Raw genomic sequence first — 15,013 nt, forward strand, 5'->3', positions numbered from 1 at the left:
GTCGGGAAGCCCGGGATCGGGGTGGGATGAGCGCGCACATCGACAGCGGCGGGGACCGGCGGCCGGCCGGGGGCATCCTGGCGCTGTCCCTGCCCTACCAGGTGGTGGCCGCGGTGGCGCTCGCCGGTCTGGGGGTCCTCGCCTGCCTGCACCTGGCCATGGTGTTCCTGCACGTGGCGCCGTCGAACACGCTCACCAAGCAGCACGGGCAGGCCGTCGACGACTGGATCTATCCCGAGTTCGAGCAGAACTGGAAGCTCTTCGCGCCCAATCCGCTCCAGCAGAACGTCGGGGTCCAGGTCCGCGCCGAGGTCGCCGACGCCGGGGGCGGCACCCGCACCACCGGCTGGATCGACCTGACGGCCCAGGACGCCGAGGACGTCCGGGGCAACGTCTTCCCCAGCCACACCCAGCAGAACCAGCTGCGCCGCGCGCTCGACTGGTACGGCAACGCCCACGACGACGAGGGCCGCCCCAAGGGGATGCGCGGCCGGCTGTCGGAGGAGTACATGCGCCGCATCGTGCTGCTCCGCATCGAGGGGCCCGGGGCGCGCGCGGACGTCGGCGGGGAGGTGCGGCGGATCCAGCTCCGCCGGGTCGCCCGCCCGGTGCCCGCCCCGCACTGGAGCACCGAGAAGCGCTCCACCGAGCCCTCCATCCGCCTCATGCCCTGGTGGGACGTCACCGACGCCGACCGCAGCCGTACGGAGACGAACCGATGAGCGCCCCCCTCCCCGCGGCGGCCGAGGCCCCCGCCCCGGCCCCCGCGCGCGTGCCCTTCGACCGCCGGCTGGCCCGGGCGGCGCAGACCGTCACCTCGCGCGCCCTGGGCCCGTACCAGACCGCGATCGTCCGCATCGGCTTCTCGCTGACCTGGCTGTTCTTCCTGGTGCGCGAGTACCCGCACCGCCACCAGATGTACGGCCCCGACGGCCCCTGGTCGTTCGACATGGCCCGCCGGCTGATCGCCGACAACCGGTCGTTCACGGTCCTGATGTGGTCCGACGGGCGGCTCTGGTTCGAGGTGGTCTACGCGCTCGCGGTGCTCTCCGCGGTGCTGCTGCTCCTCGGCTGGCACACCCGGGCCGTCTCGGTGGTCTTCATGGTCGGTGCGCTGTCGCTGCAGAACCGGTCCGTCTTCCTCGGCGACGGCGGCGACAACGTGGTGCACCTCGTCGCGCTCTACCTCACCCTGATCCGCTGCGGCCAGGTGTGGTCCCTGGACGCCCGCAGGGCCGCCCGGAAGGCGGCCCGGGGCGAGGGGACCGCCGCCCGGGTGGAGCTCGCGGGGCCGGTCCTGTGGGTGGTCCTCGGCGGTTTCCTGGTCGCCGCGACCTGGTTCAGCCCGGTCACCGGCGAGTGGTGGATCCACGTGCTGCTGTGGGTGCTGTGGCTCGGCCAGGGCCTGTGGTGGCTGGTGGAGCAGTACGCGCCCGGCGAGCCCCGCGTCCTCCTCGACGTGCTCGCGAACCTCGCCCACAACGCGACGCTCGTCGTCCTCATGGCCGAGGTCTGCCTGATCTACGCCACCGCCGGCTGGTACAAGATCCAGGGCTCGCGCTGGCAGGACGGCACCGCGCTCTTCTACCCGCTGCACCTGGACTACTTCACGCCCTGGCCCGCCCTCTCCGAGCTGCTCGCCTCCAGCGGGATCATGGTCATGCTGCTCAGCTACGGCACGGTGATCGTGCAGGTCGCCTTCCCGTTCACGCTCTTCAAGCGCAAGGTCAAGAACGTCCTGCTCGTCGCGATGATGCTGGAGCACGCCGGGATCGCGGTCCTGCTCGGCCTGCCGGCCTTCTCGCTCGCGATGATCGCCGCCGACTCCGTCTTCCTGCCCACGGTCTTCCTCGTGTGGCTCGGCGGGCGGGCGGCCCGCGGCCGGGACCGGCTGCTGCGGCGCGGACCGGCGGCGGAGCTGCCCCCGCAGCGGCCCGCGCGGGAGGAGGCCGAGGAGAAGGCCGACGGCGGCCTGGGCGGCGGGGAGACGGGCGGCGAGAGCGCTCCCCGTACCCTCGTCGGGTGAGCACCACCGAAGAACACCCCGCCCCGGCCGGGGCCGAGCCGCTCCAGTACGACGAGGGCTACGGCCCCGAGATCGGCGTCGGCCCGCACCCCGAGCCGTGGCCCGAGGACCCGCGCTACGACCGCGAACTGCTCGCCGGGGGCGACCGGCGCAACGTCGTCGACGCCTACCGGTACTGGACGCGGGAGGCGATCGTCGCCGACCTCGACACCCGTCGGCACGACTTCCACGTGGCCGTGGAGAACTGGGGCCACGACTTCAACATCGGATCGGTGGTGCGCACCGCCAACGCCTTCCTGGCCAAGGAGGTGCACATCGTGGGGCGCCGCCGCTGGAACCGTCGCGGCGCCATGGTCACCGACCGCTACCAGCACGTGCGGCACCACCCCGACACGGAGGCGCTCACCGCCTGGGCGGCGGCCGAGGACCTGCCGATCATCGGCATCGACAACCTGCCGGGCTCCGTGCCGCTGGAGCGGACCGTGCTGCCCCGCCGCTGCGTGCTGCTCTTCGGGCAGGAGGGGCCCGGACTGACCGAGGAGGCCCGCCGCCACGTGCGGACGGTCTGCTCCATCGCCCAGTTCGGCTCCACCCGGTCGATCAACGCCGGGGCGGCCGCCGCGATCGCCATGCACGCCTGGATCCAGCGCTACGCCGGCGTGCCGGCCCCCGAGTAGGGACCGGCACGCCGGGCGGGCCGCCGGGTCAGGCCTGGCGGCGCACCTCGACGACCCGGAAGCGGTTCGAGACGAAGGCGCCGTCGCACAGCGCCGCGTTCGCCGCCGGGTTGCCGCCCGAGCCGTGGAAGTCGGAGAACGCGGCCGTCTGGTTCACGTACACCCCGCCCGTCAGGTTGAGCGAGAGCTGCGCCGACTCCTCCAGGCAGACCTCCTCCACGGCCCGCTCGGTCTCGGCGGAGGTGGTGTACGCGCCGACCGTCATCGCGCCCTTGTCGCGGATCGTGCGCCGCAGCAGCTCCAGGCCGTCGGCGGTGGAGTCCACCGAGACGGCGAAGGAGACCGGGCCGAAGCACTCGGAGAGGTACGCCGCCTCCGCGTCCGGCTTGGAGCCGTCCAGCTTGACCATGACGGGGGTGCGGACGACCGCGTCGGGGAAGTCCGGGTTGGCGACCTCGCGGGAGGCGAGGGCGACCTCCCCGAGCCCGGCGGCCGCCTCCAGGCGGGCCTTCACGTCCGGATTGACCAGGGCGCCCAGCAGGGCGTTGGCCCGGGCGTCGTCGCCGAGGAGGCCGCCGACCGCGCCGGCCAGGTCGGCCACCACCTCGTCGTACGACTTGGGGCCCTGGTCGGTGGCGATGCCGTCGCGGGGGATCAGCAGGTTCTGCGGGGTGGTGCACATCTGGCCGCTGTACAGGGACAGCGAGAACGCCAGGTTGGACAGCATGCCCTTGTAGTCGTCGGTGGAGTCGATCAGCACCGTGTTGACGCCGGCCTTCTCCGTGTAGACCTGCGCCTGGCGGGCGTTGGCCTCCAGCCAGTCGCCGAACTCGGTGGAGCCGGTGTAGTCGATGATCCGGATCTCCGGGCGGAGCGCCAGGGTCTTGGCGATGCCCTCGCCGGGCCGCTCGGTGGCCAGCGCCACCAGGTTCGGGTCGAAGCCGGACTCGGCCAGGACCTCGCGGGCGACCTTCACCGTCAGCGCGAGGGGGAGGACCGCGCGGGGGTGGGGCTTCACCAGGACCGCGTTGCCCGTGGCGAGGGAGGCGAACAGGCCCGGGTAGCCGTTCCACGTGGGGAAGGTGTTGCAGCCGATGACCAGGGCGATGCCGCGGCCGACCGGGGTGAACTCCTTGCTCAGCTCCAGCGGGTCCCGCTTGCCCTGCGGCTTGGACCACGCGGCCCGGCCCGCGGGGGTGCGGGTCTGCTCCTCGTACGCGTACGCCACCGCCTCCAGGCCGCGGTCCTGCGCGTGCGGGCCGCCGGCCTGGAACGCCATCATGAACGCCTGGCCGCTGGTGTGCATGACCGCGTGGGCGAACTCGTGGGTCCGGGCCGAGATCCGGGCCAGGATCTCCAGGCAGACCAGGGCGCGCGTCTCGGGCCCGGCGTCGCGCCAGGCCGGCAGGCCGACGCGCATCGCGGGCAGCAGGACGTCGACGTCCGCGTGCGGGTATTCGACGCCCAGCTCGGGGCCGTACGGCGAGACCTCGCCGCCGGTCCAGCCGTCGGTGCCCGGCTGGTCCAGGTCGAAGCGGCCGTTCAGCACCGCCTGGTGGGCGGCGAGGCCCGCGGTGGCGTCCAGGGAGCCGTCCGCCCCGTATGCCTTCGGGTGCTCCGGGTACGGCGACCAGTAGGCGCGGCTGCGGAGGGTGGCGAGGGCCTGATCGAGTGTGGACCGGTGCTTCTCGGCCAGAACGTCGGTGGTCGGCTGGGCGGTGGCCATGGATGGACCAACTCCTCGTCGAGCTGGGCAGGGAGACGCGTACGGAGTTAGAGTAACCGAACGATCGGTCGGGACAAGGGGGTCCGCCGATCCTGTGGAAAACCCATCGGGGAGGATCACTCCTATGAGCGCCGAAACGAGCGCCGGAACGAGCGGCGACACGAGCGGCGGCACGGACGGAACGGATCCCGGGACACCCGGAGACCCGAGCGCCGCCGCGCACACCGAACGGACCGGCAGGGGGAGCGTCACCATGGAGAAGGCGATCGGACGGGACCGGACCGTGGCCGTCGTCGGCAGCGGCACCATGGGCCAGGGGATCGCGCAGGTCGCGCTGGTCGCCGGCCATCCGGTGCGCCTCTACGACAGCGCCCCGGGCCGGGCGGCCGAGGCCGTCGCCGCCATCGGGGCCCGCCTGGACCGCCTCGTCGAGAAGGGCCGGCTGGACGCCGCCGCCCGAGAGGACGCCGCCGGGCGGCTGCACGCCGCCGGGGAGCTCGCCGAGCTCGCCGACGCGGCCCTCGTCGTCGAGGCGATCGTCGAGGACCTCACGGTCAAGCGCGGACTCTTCGCCGCCCTGGAGGAGGTCGTCGCCGACGACGCCCTCCTCGCCACCAACACTTCCTCCCTCTCCGTCACCGCCATCGCCGGAGCACTGCGGCTGCCCGGCCGCTTCGTCGGCCTGCACTTCTTCAACCCGGCGCCGCTGCTCCCCCTCGTCGAGGTCGTCCGAGGCTTCGCGAGCGACGAGTCCGCCGCCACGCGCGCGTACGAGACGGTGAAGGCATGGGGCAAGACGCCGGTGCGCTGCGCCGACACCCCCGGCTTCATCGTCAACCGGATCGCCCGCCCCTTCTACGCGGAGGCGTTCCGCGTGTACGAGGAGGGCGCGGCCGACCCGGCCACGATCGACGCGGCGCTGAGCGAGTGCGGCGGCTTCCGGATGGGGCCCTTCGAACTGACCGACCTGATCGGCCAGGACGTCAACGAGGCCGTGACCCGCTCCGTGTGGGAGTCCTTCTTCCAGGACCCGAAGTTCACGCCCTCGCTGGCGCAGCGGCGGCTGGTGGAGTCGGGGCGGCTGGGCCGCAAGACCGGGCACGGCTGGTACCCGTACGGCGAGGGCGCGGAGCGGCCCCGGCCGCACACCGCGCCGCCCGCCGAGGCGCCCGCCGAGATCACCGTCGAGGGCGACCTCGGCCCGGCCCGCGCGCTGGTCGCCATGGCCCGCGAGGCCGGGATCACCGTGCACGAGACGGACGAGGACCGGGGCACCCGGATCCTGCTCCCGGGCGGGGGCCAGCTGGTGCTCGCCGACGGCCAGACCTCGGTCGAGTTCCGCGACGTCGTCTACTTCGACCTCTCCCTCGACTACCGGGAGGCGACCCGGATCGTGCTCTCCGCCTCCGAGGTCACGGCCTGGGAGACCCTGCGCGGGGCGATCGGCCTCTTCCAGGCGCTCGGCAAGAAGGTCAGCGTCATCGGGGACGTCCCCGGCATGATCGTCGCCCGCACGGTGGCGATGCTGATCGACCTCGCGGCCGACGCCGTCGCCAAGGGCGTGGCCACCGCCGAGGACATCGACACCGCGATGCGGCTGGGCGTCAACTACCCGGTCGGGCCGTTCGAGTGGCGCCGCAGGCTCGGCGCCGCGTGGGCGCACGAAGTCCTCGACGAGCTGCACGCGCGCGTGCCCACCGGGCGCTACGCGCCCTCCCTGGCGCTCTACCGCCGTACCTACGCCGAGATGGGTGGCGAGTGACATGACCACCGCGAGACGCGACACCTACACCCCCGAGACGCTGCTCTCGGTCGCGGTGCGGGTCTTCAACGAGCGCGGTTACGACGGCACCTCCATGGAGCACCTGTCCAAGGCGGCGGGGATCTCCAAGTCCTCGATCTACCACCACGTGACGGGCAAGGAGGAGCTGCTGCGGCGGGCCGTCAGCCGGGCGCTCGACGGGCTCTTCGCGATCCTCGACGAGCCGGGCGCGGTGCGCGGCCGGGCGGTGGAACGGGTCGAGTACGTGACCCGGCGGACCGTCGAGGTGCTGATGGCGGAGCTGCCGTACGTGACGCTGCTGCTGCGGGTGCGGGGCAACACCGCGACCGAGCGGTGGGCGATGGAGCGGCGGCGCGAGTTCGACCACCGGGTGGCCGACCTCCTGGGGGCGGCGGCGGCCGACGGGGACCTGCGGTCCGACGTGGACATCCGGCTCGCGACCCGGCTCCTCTTCGGCATGATCAACTCGCTGGTGGAGTGGTACCGGCCGCATCCGGACCAGACGGACCGCGACCAGCTCGCCGAGACCGTCGCCCGGCTGGCCTTCGACGGGCTCCGCAAGGCCGGCTGAGGGCCCGGCTGCACGGCGCGCGGGCCGTCGCGGCCCGCGGGGCCGGTGGTGGCGGCCGGGAAGGGCCACGAAGGGCCCGGCGCGGGCCTGGAAGGCGTGCAGGAGGGCCCCGGGGTGTTCCGGGGCCCTTTTCCCTCGTCGGTCCGGTTTCCTCGTCGGTCCGGTTTCCTCGTCCGTCCGGCTCGGGGAGGCGCCGGACGGCCTCAGGACCTCACGGATTCCCGACCTCACGGATTCCCGACCTCACGGCCTCGGGTCGCCGTTGAGGTCCATCTCGTCGAAGACCAGCAGGGTGCGGGTCGAGAGCACCTCCGGGATGGCCTGGAGGCGGGTGAGGACCAGTTCGCGCAGGGTCCGGTTGTCCGGGGTGTGGACCAGCAGCAGGACGTCGAAGTCGCCGCTGACCAGCGCGATGTGCGCGGCGCCGGGGAGCGCTTCGAGCTGCTCGCGGACCGTGCGCCAGGAGTTCTGGACGATCTTGAGCGTGATGTAGGCGGAGGCGCCGTGGCCCGCCCGCTCGTGGTTGATGCGGGCACTGAAGCCGCGGATCACGCCGTCGTCGATGAGCCGGTTGATCCGGGCGTAGGCGTTGGCCCGGGAGACGTGCACCCGCTCGGCTACGGAGCGCACCGAGGCCCGTCCGTCCGTTCGGAGCAACCGCAGGATGTCCCGGTCTATCGCGTCCAGCGGCCGGGCCGGGACGGCGTGCGCCGGAGCGTCCGGGGGCGCGCTCAGCACCTCCCCCGCCATGTCCCCCGCCGTCTCGTCCGGGGCGCCGCCCCGGGCGACGGCCATTTGTTCATCCGCCATGTCCCCCCGCCTCTCTCCCGTGGACGACCTGTCTCTATCCCAGGCTGTGGAGAACCGTTTGTCCACAGGCTGAAGGTGCCTGTAGCCAAAATGCCTCCACGACCGAACAATCGGTAGGTGAGGCGCGCCACACCCGCGCCACCCGCCTTCGGGTCTCATACCCGCTCCCACGAGGAGGTGGACTCGTTGCAACAGCGCAGTTCGACAGTCCAGGAGCCGCACGCCGAGACGGCCCACCGGCCCACCCCGCCGCCCGCCTGGCGGCCGCGGACCGACCCCGCCCCGCTGCTGCCCGACACCGAGCCGCTGCGCGTGCTCGGCACGGACGCCGTGGCCGACGCCGACCCCGCGCTGCTGCGCCGGCTGTACGCGGAGCTGGTCCGCGGCCGCCGGTACAACGCCCAGGCGACCGCCCTCACCAAGCAGGGCCGGCTCGCCGTCTACCCGTCCACCACCGGGCAGGAGGCGTGCGAGATCGCCGCCGCCCTCGCCCTGGAGGAGCGGGACTGGCTCTTCCCCTCGTACCGCGACACCCTGGCGGCCGTCGCCCGGGGCCTCGACCCCGTGCAGGCGCTCACCCTGCTGCGCGGCGACTGGCACACCGGCTACGACCCGCGCGAGCACCGCATCGCGCCGCTGTGCACCCCCCTCGCCACCCAGCTGCCGCACGCCGTGGGCCTCGCGCACGCGGCCCGGCTGAAGGGCGACGACGTGGTCGCGCTCGCCATGGTCGGCGACGGCGGCACCAGCGAGGGCGACTTCCACGAGGCCCTGAACTTCGCCGCCGTCTGGCAGGCGCCGGTGGTCTTCCTCGTGCAGAACAACGGCTTCGCGATCTCCGTGCCGCTCGCCAAGCAGACCGCCGCCCCCTCCCTCGCCCACAAGGCCGTCGGCTACGGCATGCCGGGCCGTCTGGTGGACGGCAACGACGCGGTCGCGGTGCACCAGGTCCTCACCGAGGCCGTGGCCCGCGCGCGGCGCGGCGGCGGCCCCACCCTGGTGGAGGCCATCACCTACCGGATCGACGCCCACACCAACGCCGACGACGCCACCCGCTACCGCGCGGACGGCGAGGTCGAGGCATGGCGGGCGCACGACCCGGTGCTCCTCCTGGAGCGCGAGCTGACCGCGCGGGGCCTGCTCGACGAGGACGGCCGCCGCGCGGCGGCCGAGGCCGCCGAGACGATGGCCGCCGAACTGCGCGAGCGGATGAACGCCGACCCGGTGCTCGACCCGATGGACCTCTTCACCCACGTCTACGCCGAGCAGACCGCGCAGCTGCGCGAGCAGGCGGCGCAGCTGCGGGCCGAACTCGAAGCGGAGGGCGAGAGCCGATGACGACGGCGACGACCGGCGCGGCCGCCAAGGCGGCGGGCCGGACCAAGCCGGCCACGATGGCGCAGGCGCTCCAGCGCGCCATGCGCGACGCGATGGCCGAGGACCCGACCGTCCACGTGATGGGCGAGGACGTCGGCACCCTCGGCGGGGTCTTCCGGGTCACCGACGGACTCGCCAAGGAGTTCGGCGAGGACCGCTGCACGGACACGCCGCTGGCCGAGGCGGGCATCCTCGGCGCGGCCGTCGGCATGGCCATGTACGGCCTGCGGCCGGTGGTCGAGATGCAGTTCGACGCCTTCGCCTACCCGGCGTTCGAACAGCTCGTCTCGCACGTGGCGAAGATGCGGAACCGGACGCGCGGCGCGATGCCGATGCCGATGGTCATCCGCGTGCCGTACGGCGGTGGCATCGGCGGCGTCGAGCACCACAGCGACTCCTCCGAGATCTACTACATGGCCACCCCGGGCCTGCACGTGGTCACCCCGGCCACCGTCGAGGACGCCTACGGGCTGCTGCGGGCGGCCATCGCCTCCGACGACCCGGTGGTCTTCCTGGAGCCCAAGCGGCTCTACTGGTCGAAGTCCGACTGGTCCCCCGAGGCCCCCGCGCGCGTGGAGCCCCTCGGCAGGGCCGTGGTCCGCAGGCCCGGCACCAGCGCCACCCTGATCACCTACGGCCCCTCGCTGCCGGTCTGCCTGGAGGCGGCCGAGGCGGCCACCGCCGAGGGCTGGGACCTGGAGGTCGTGGACCTCCGCTCGCTCGTGCCCTTCGACGACGAGACCGTCGCCGCGTCGGTGCGGCGCACCGGCCGCGCGGTCGTGGTCCATGAGTCGGGCGGCTTCGCCGGACCCGGCGCGGAGATCGCCGCCCGGGTCACCGAGCGCTGCTTCCACCACCTGGAGGCGCCGGTGCTGCGCGTCGCGGGCTTCGACGTCCCCTACCCGCCGCCGATGCTGGAGCGGCACCATCTGCCGGGCGTCGACCGGGTCCTGGACGCGGTCGCGCGCCTCCAGTGGGAGGCGGGCAACTGATGGCCCAGGTGCTCGAATTCAAGCTCCCCGACCTCGGTGAGGGACTCACCGAGGCCGAGATCGTCCGCTGGCTGGTGAACGTCGGCGACGTCGTCGCGATCGACCAGCCCGTCGTCGAGGTCGAGACCGCCAAGGCGATGGTCGAGGTGCCCTGCCCGTACGGCGGCGTGGTCACCGCCCGCTTCGGCGAGGAGGGCACCGAACTCCCCGTCGGCGCGCCGCTCCTGACGGTCGCCGTCGGCGCCGCCGGTACGGTGCCGGCCGGTGCGCCCGCCCCGTCCCCCGGGGCGGAGCAGGCCGCCGAGACCGCCGTCTCCTCCGAGTACTCCGGCAACGTCCTCGTCGGCTACGGCACGGCGGGCCCCGCGGCCCGGCGGCGCCGGATCCGCCCCCAGTCCCCGGCCGTCGCGCATCCCACGCCGACTGCGGCGGCCGGCCCCACCCCGACGGCCCGGACGGCGGCCCCCGCGGCCCCGGCGGCCCCCACCGCTCCGGCCGCGCCCGCCGCCGGGCCCGAGGGGCCGGTCCCGGTCATCTCCCCGCTGGTGCGGAAGCTGGCCCGCGACCGGGGACTCGATCTGCGCGAGGTGCGCGGCTCGGGCCCCGAGGGCCTGATCCTGCGGGCCGACGTCGACCGGGCCCTCGCCGCCCGCGAGACGCTCGTCGCGACTCCCGGCGCAGCACCCGGCGTGGCGCCCGGCGCGACAGCGGTCGTGGCGGCCGTCGAGCCGGTCCCGTCCGCCGTCCCCACCGCCGCGCGTGCCTCGGCCACCGCCCCGGCGGGGGAGCGGATCCCGCTGCGAGGGCTGCGCGGGGCCGTCGCCGACAAGCTCTCCCGCAGCCGTACGGAGATCCCCGACGCGACCTGCTGGGTGGACGCCGACGCGACCGAGCTCATGGCCGCGCGGGCCGCGATGAACGCGGCGGGCGGGCCGAAGATCTCGCTCCTCGCGCTCCTCGCCCGGATCTGCGCCCACGCCCTGGCCCGCTTCCCCGAGCTCAACTCCACCGTGGACACCGCCGCCCGCGAGATCGTCCGGCTGCCCGGGGTGCACCTCGGCTTCGCCGCGCAGACCCCGCGCGGGCTCGTCGTCCCCGTGGTCAGGGACGCCGGGACCCGGACCGCCGAGTCGCTGACCGAGGAGTTCGCCCGGCTCACCGAGTCGGCCCGGCAGGGCACCCTCACCCCGGCCGACCTCACCGGCGGCACCTTCACCCTCAACAACTACGGGGTGTTCGGGGTGGACGGCTCCACGCCGATCATCAACCACCCCGAGGCGGCGATGCTCGGCGTCGGCCGGATCATCCCCAAACCCTGGGTCCACCAGGGCGAACTGGCCGTCCGCCAGGTGGTGCAGCTCTCGCTCACCTTCGACCACCGGGTCTGCGACGGCGGCACCGCCGGCGGATTCCTGCGGTACGTGGCGGACTGCGTCGAACAGCCGGCGGTCCTGCTCCGCACGGTCTGACGGACCCGGCGCCCGCCCCGGAGCGCGCCCGCCCACCCGGCGCGCACCCGCCCAGGCACACGCCTGTGCTCAGGTACGCGCCCGTGCCCGGCCCGTCTCACCAGGGAGACCGGCCGGGCACCGGCGGGCGACGGCGGACCATACTGCTGGGGTGACCACCGCACATGACGCCGTCGTGCTCGCCGGAGGCGCCGCGCGGCGCCTCGGCGGCGTGGACAAGCCCGGGGTACGGGTCGGCGGCCGGCCCCTGCTCGACCGGGTGCTCGCGGCCTGCGCCGGGGCCCGCCGGACCGTGGTCGTCGGCGACCCCCGCCCGACCGTCCGGCCCGTCCGCTGGACCCGCGAGGAGCGGGCCCGTTCCGGCCCCCTCGCCGCCCTGGACGCGGGTGTCACCGCCCTCCTGCCCTCCACCGACGCCGGCACGGCGACCGGCGGGGCGACCGCCGGGGCTCCCGAGGTGCTGCTCGCCCTCTCCGCCGATCTGCCGTTCCTCGGCGACGCGACCGTCCGGCGGCTCCTCGCCGCGCTCGACGCCGCGCCGGACGCGGAAGCGGCCCTGTTCACCGATCCCGAGGGACGCGACCAGCCGCTCGTCGCCGCCTACCGGACCGCTCCCCTGCGCCGCGCGCTCGACGGCATCCGGCGGGCCCACCAGGGACTCGACGACCTCCCCCTGCGCCTCCTCGGCGAGCGGCTCCGGCCCGTCCGGGTCCCGTCCGACCCGGAGGAGCCCCTGGCCTCCTTCGACTGCGACACCTGGGAGGACATCGCCACGGCCCGGGCCCGCATCAGGGACCATGGAGCCGTGCTGGACGAATGGATCACCGCAGTCAAGACCGAACTGGGCATCGACCTGGACGTCGACACCGGCGTCCTGCTCGACCTGGCCCGGGACGCCGCCCACGGCGTCGCCCGCCCCGCCGCGCCCCTGACGACCTTCCTCGTCGGCTACGCGGCGGCCAAGGCCGCCGGGGACGGCACGGCCCCGGCGGAAGCGGTCGCCGAGGCATCCCGCAAGGCCGCCGCCCTCGCCCAGCGATGGGCGGCCGAACAGGACGAGGCCGGATGAGCCCCGGACAACCCGCTTCCCCCTCCACCCCCACCCCCGCCCCCGCGCAGGAACAGCCGCAGCCGGACGGCCACGGCCATGAGCACGACCACGAGGGGCAAAACCACGAGGGACACGACCACGAGGGGCACGGGCCCAAGGGCCACGGGCACGGCCACCACCGGGCCACCCCCTGGCCCGAGGCCCGCGCCCTCGCCGCCCGCGCGGGAGCCGGGGCCCGGGCGGCCGCGGACCGCCCGCCCGTCCGCGTACCGCTCGGGCGGGCGCTCGGCCGCACCCTCGCCGAACCCCTGCGGGCCCTGACCGACCTGCCCTCCTTCGACAGCTCCGCCATGGACGGCTGGGCGCTCGCGGGGCCGGGTCCCTGGACGGTGCGCGAGGAGTCCGTCCTCGCCGGTCACGCCGGAGCCGCCGTCCTCGCCCCCGGAGAGGCGGTACGCATCGCCACCGGCGCCCGCGTCCCCACCGGCGCCACCGCGGTCCTCCGCACCGAACACTCCCGCACCGAGCACCTTCGGGACGAGGGCCCCGCCCCCTCGGCCGGAACGGTTCTGCTCCACCCGCTCCGCGAGGTCGTGCCCGGCCAGGACATCCGTCCCCGGGGCCAGGAGTGCCGCGCCGGGGACGAGCTGCTGCCCGCCGGGTCCGTCGTCACCCCGGCCGTCCTCGGGCTCGCCGCAGCCGCCGGCTACGACGAGCCCGCCGTGCTGCCCCGGCCCCGGGTGGAGGTCCTCGTCCTCGGCGACGAGCTGCTGTCCTCCGGGCTCCCCCACGACGGCCTGATCCGGGACGCGCTCGGCCCGATGCTCGGGCCCTGGCTGACGGCGCTCGGCGCCGAGGTCCTGGCCGTCCGCCGGATCGGTGACGACGCCGGGGCCCTGTACGAGGCTGTCACCGGCTCCGCCGCCGAGCTCGTCCTCACCACCGGGGGCACCGCCGCCGGGCCCGTGGACCACGTCCACCGGGTCCTCGACGAGGCGGGCGCCACCCTCCTGGTCGACGGCGTGAAGGTCCGCCCCGGCCACCCCATGCTGCTCGCCCGCCTGGACGCCGGACGCCACCTCGTCGGCCTCCCGGGCAATCCGCTGGCCGCCGTCTCCGGCCTCCTCACCCTCGCCGCGCCCCTGCTCGCCGCGGGCGCCGCGGGTGCCGCCGACATCGCCGGCATCGCCGAACCGGAGACCGTCCCCCTCCGCGAGGCCGTCCAGGGCCACCCGTACGACACCCGGCTCGTCCCGGTCGTGTGCCGGGACGGGTCCGCCGTGCCCCTGCACTACAACGGGCCCGCCATGCTGCGGGGCATCGCCGCCGCCGACGGCATGGCCGTCGTCCCGCCCGGGGGCGCGGAACCCGGCCACCGGCTGGAGGTCCTCGCCCTCCCCTGGCCGACCGCGACGCCGCCCGCCCAAGGAGCATGTTTCACGTGAAACTTCCCAGCCGTGACGTCATGGCCCGCCATGCCGACGAGAAGATCGCCGGTTCGAGGATCCGGCTGCCCCGCCGGTCCGTGGACCCGCTCCGCCAGGTCGGCCGGCGTCTCCTCATGGCCCTCGGGGTGCTGATCCTGACGGTGCTGATCGTCTACGCCGACCGCGACGGCTACCACGACAACGCGAACGGGACCGTCGACTTCCTCGACTGCGCCTACTACGCGACCGTCACCCTCTCCACCACCGGATACGGCGACATCGTCCCGTACAGCGACTCCGCGCGGCTCGTCAACATCCTGGTGATCACGCCCCTGCGCGTGCTGTTCCTCATCATCCTCGTCGGAACCACCCTGGAGGTCCTCACGGAGCGGACCCGGGAGGAGTTCCGCCTCAAGAAGTGGAGGTCCAACTTGCGCGACCACACCGTGATCGTCGGCTTCGGCACCAAGGGGCGGTCGGCGATCCAGACCCTCTGCGCCACCGGCCTCCGCAAGGACCAGATCGTCATCGTCGATCCCTCGGGGAAGGTCATCGAGGCGGCCAACCTCGACGGCTTCGTCGGCGTCGTCGGCGACGGCACCCGCAGCGACGTGCTGCTCCGGGCCGAGGTGCAGAAGGCCCGCCAGGTCGTCGTCGCCACCCAGCGCGACGACACCGCCGTCCTGGTCACCCTGACGGCCCGCCAGCTCAACCGGGGCGCGAAGATCGTCGCCGCCGTCCGCGAGGAGGAGAACGCGCCGCTGCTCCGCCAGTCCGGCGCCGACGCGGTCATCACCAGCGCCTCCGCCGCCGGCCGCCTCCTCGGCCTCTCCGTGCTCAGCCCCAGCGCGGGCACGGTCATGGAGGACCTGATCCAGCAGGGCTCCGGCCTCGACCTCGTCGAGCGCCCGGTGACCAAGGCCGAAGCCGGCCGGAGCGTCCGGGAGACCGACGACCTCGTGGTGAGCGTGCTGCGCGGCCACCGGCTGCTCGGCTACGACGACCCGGCGGCCAGCCCCCTCCAGCTCACGGACCGCGTCATCACCATCGTCCGGGCCGCCCCCGTCACCCCGCTCACCACGCCGCCGGAGGACTGAGCGGCCG

Annotated in this window: 13 protein-coding genes; 11 read left to right on the top strand and 2 right to left on the bottom strand. The window is 74.5% G+C overall.

Annotation, left to right across the window (positions count from 1 at the left end; translation table 11 throughout):
* Window positions 1-26: 26 nt before the first annotated feature.
* The 3 genes from IE326_RS12485 to IE326_RS12495 are packed head-to-tail and all read left to right on the top strand — an operon-like array spanning window position 27 to window position 2,703.
* Window positions 27-722 (top strand): DUF5819 family protein, encoded by a 696-nt coding sequence (locus IE326_RS12485; RefSeq protein ID WP_190041530.1) that lies wholly within the window; start codon window positions 27-29, stop codon window positions 720-722.
* Complete coding sequence (locus IE326_RS12490) at window positions 719-2,026, top strand: HTTM domain-containing protein (protein ID WP_229915307.1); 1,308 nt, start codon at window positions 719-721, stop codon at window positions 2,024-2,026. The genes IE326_RS12485 and IE326_RS12490 overlap by 4 nt, the downstream gene beginning before the upstream one ends.
* A complete protein-coding gene (locus tag IE326_RS12495; RefSeq protein ID WP_190041531.1) occupies window positions 2,023-2,703 on the top strand; it encodes a TrmH family RNA methyltransferase in 681 nt (226 codons plus the stop codon). The genes IE326_RS12490 and IE326_RS12495 overlap by 4 nt, the downstream gene beginning before the upstream one ends.
* A 28-nt stretch (window positions 2,704-2,731) precedes the next feature.
* Here the strand turns inward: IE326_RS12495 and paaN are convergent, their stop codons facing one another.
* Window positions 2,732-4,429, bottom strand: a complete 1,698-nt coding sequence (gene paaN / locus IE326_RS12500; RefSeq protein WP_190041532.1) for a phenylacetic acid degradation protein PaaN — start codon at window positions 4,427-4,429, stop codon at window positions 2,732-2,734.
* A 253-nt stretch (window positions 4,430-4,682) separates the two neighbouring features.
* On the opposite strand from paaN, the gene IE326_RS12505 reads away from it, so the two are divergent.
* A complete protein-coding gene (locus IE326_RS12505; RefSeq protein WP_190042228.1) occupies window positions 4,683-6,191 on the top strand; it encodes a 3-hydroxyacyl-CoA dehydrogenase in 1,509 nt (502 codons plus the stop codon).
* Between the two features lies 1 nt (window position 6,192).
* Complete coding sequence (locus tag IE326_RS12510) at window positions 6,193-6,783, top strand: TetR/AcrR family transcriptional regulator (protein WP_190041533.1); 591 nt, start codon at window positions 6,193-6,195, stop codon at window positions 6,781-6,783.
* 243 nt (window positions 6,784-7,026) lie between these two features.
* Here the strand turns inward: IE326_RS12510 and IE326_RS12515 are convergent, their stop codons facing one another.
* The gene (locus tag IE326_RS12515; RefSeq protein ID WP_150232861.1) at window positions 7,027-7,533 is read right to left on the bottom strand and encodes an Lrp/AsnC family transcriptional regulator; all 507 of its coding nucleotides are present in this window, start codon (window positions 7,531-7,533) and stop codon (window positions 7,027-7,029) included.
* Window positions 7,534-7,779: 246 nt separating this feature from the next.
* Between IE326_RS12515 and pdhA the strand changes: the two genes are divergently transcribed.
* From pdhA to IE326_RS12545, 6 genes are all read left to right on the top strand, one after another.
* Window positions 7,780-8,931: a pyruvate dehydrogenase (acetyl-transferring) E1 component subunit alpha gene (pdhA, locus tag IE326_RS12520; RefSeq protein WP_373310184.1), complete on the top strand. Its 1,152-nt coding sequence runs from the start codon at window positions 7,780-7,782 to the stop codon at window positions 8,929-8,931.
* Entirely contained in the window at window positions 8,928-9,962 is a 1,035-nt protein-coding gene (locus IE326_RS12525) for an alpha-ketoacid dehydrogenase subunit beta (protein WP_150229502.1), read from the top strand. Before pdhA ends, IE326_RS12525 begins: the two co-directional genes overlap by 4 nt.
* On the top strand, window positions 9,962-11,431 hold the full coding sequence (locus IE326_RS12530; RefSeq protein ID WP_229915308.1) for a dihydrolipoamide acetyltransferase family protein: 1,470 nt from the start codon (window positions 9,962-9,964) through the stop codon (window positions 11,429-11,431). The genes IE326_RS12525 and IE326_RS12530 overlap by 1 nt, the downstream gene beginning before the upstream one ends.
* A 151-nt stretch (window positions 11,432-11,582) precedes the next feature.
* A complete protein-coding gene (locus IE326_RS12535) occupies window positions 11,583-12,500 on the top strand; it encodes a DUF6457 domain-containing protein (protein WP_190041537.1) in 918 nt (305 codons plus the stop codon).
* Complete coding sequence (locus IE326_RS12540) at window positions 12,497-13,927, top strand: molybdopterin molybdotransferase MoeA (protein ID WP_190041538.1); 1,431 nt, start codon at window positions 12,497-12,499, stop codon at window positions 13,925-13,927. Before IE326_RS12535 ends, IE326_RS12540 begins: the two co-directional genes overlap by 4 nt.
* Window positions 13,915-15,006, top strand: a complete 1,092-nt coding sequence (locus IE326_RS12545) for a potassium channel family protein (RefSeq protein WP_190041539.1) — start codon at window positions 13,915-13,917, stop codon at window positions 15,004-15,006. The genes IE326_RS12540 and IE326_RS12545 overlap by 13 nt, the downstream gene beginning before the upstream one ends.
* Window positions 15,007-15,013 lie beyond the last annotated feature (7 nt).

It is taken from the genome of Streptomyces filamentosus, assembly GCF_014654895.1.
Taxonomy (GTDB): Bacteria; Actinomycetota; Actinomycetes; order Streptomycetales; family Streptomycetaceae; genus Streptomyces; species Streptomyces filamentosus.

Coding starts and splice junctions, on each gene's coding strand:
- IE326_RS12485 (WP_190041530.1), top strand. CDS start 27: ATGAGCGCGCACATCGACAGCGGCGGGGACCGGCGGCCGGCCGGGGGC.
- IE326_RS12490 (WP_229915307.1), top strand. CDS start 719: ATGAGCGCCCCCCTCCCCGCGGCGGCCGAGGCCCCCGCCCCGGCCCCC.
- paaN (WP_190041532.1), bottom strand. CDS start 4,429: ATGGCCACCGCCCAGCCGACCACCGACGTTCTGGCCGAGAAGCACCGG.
- IE326_RS12505 (WP_190042228.1), top strand. CDS start 4,683: ATGGAGAAGGCGATCGGACGGGACCGGACCGTGGCCGTCGTCGGCAGC.
- IE326_RS12510 (WP_190041533.1), top strand. CDS start 6,193: ATGACCACCGCGAGACGCGACACCTACACCCCCGAGACGCTGCTCTCG.
- IE326_RS12515 (WP_150232861.1), bottom strand. CDS start 7,533: ATGGCGGGGGAGGTGCTGAGCGCGCCCCCGGACGCTCCGGCGCACGCC.
- IE326_RS12525 (WP_150229502.1), top strand. CDS start 8,928: ATGACGACGGCGACGACCGGCGCGGCCGCCAAGGCGGCGGGCCGGACC.
- IE326_RS12530 (WP_229915308.1), top strand. CDS start 9,962: ATGGCCCAGGTGCTCGAATTCAAGCTCCCCGACCTCGGTGAGGGACTC.
- IE326_RS12540 (WP_190041538.1), top strand. CDS start 12,497: ATGAGCCCCGGACAACCCGCTTCCCCCTCCACCCCCACCCCCGCCCCC.
- IE326_RS12545 (WP_190041539.1), top strand. CDS start 13,915: ATGTTTCACGTGAAACTTCCCAGCCGTGACGTCATGGCCCGCCATGCC.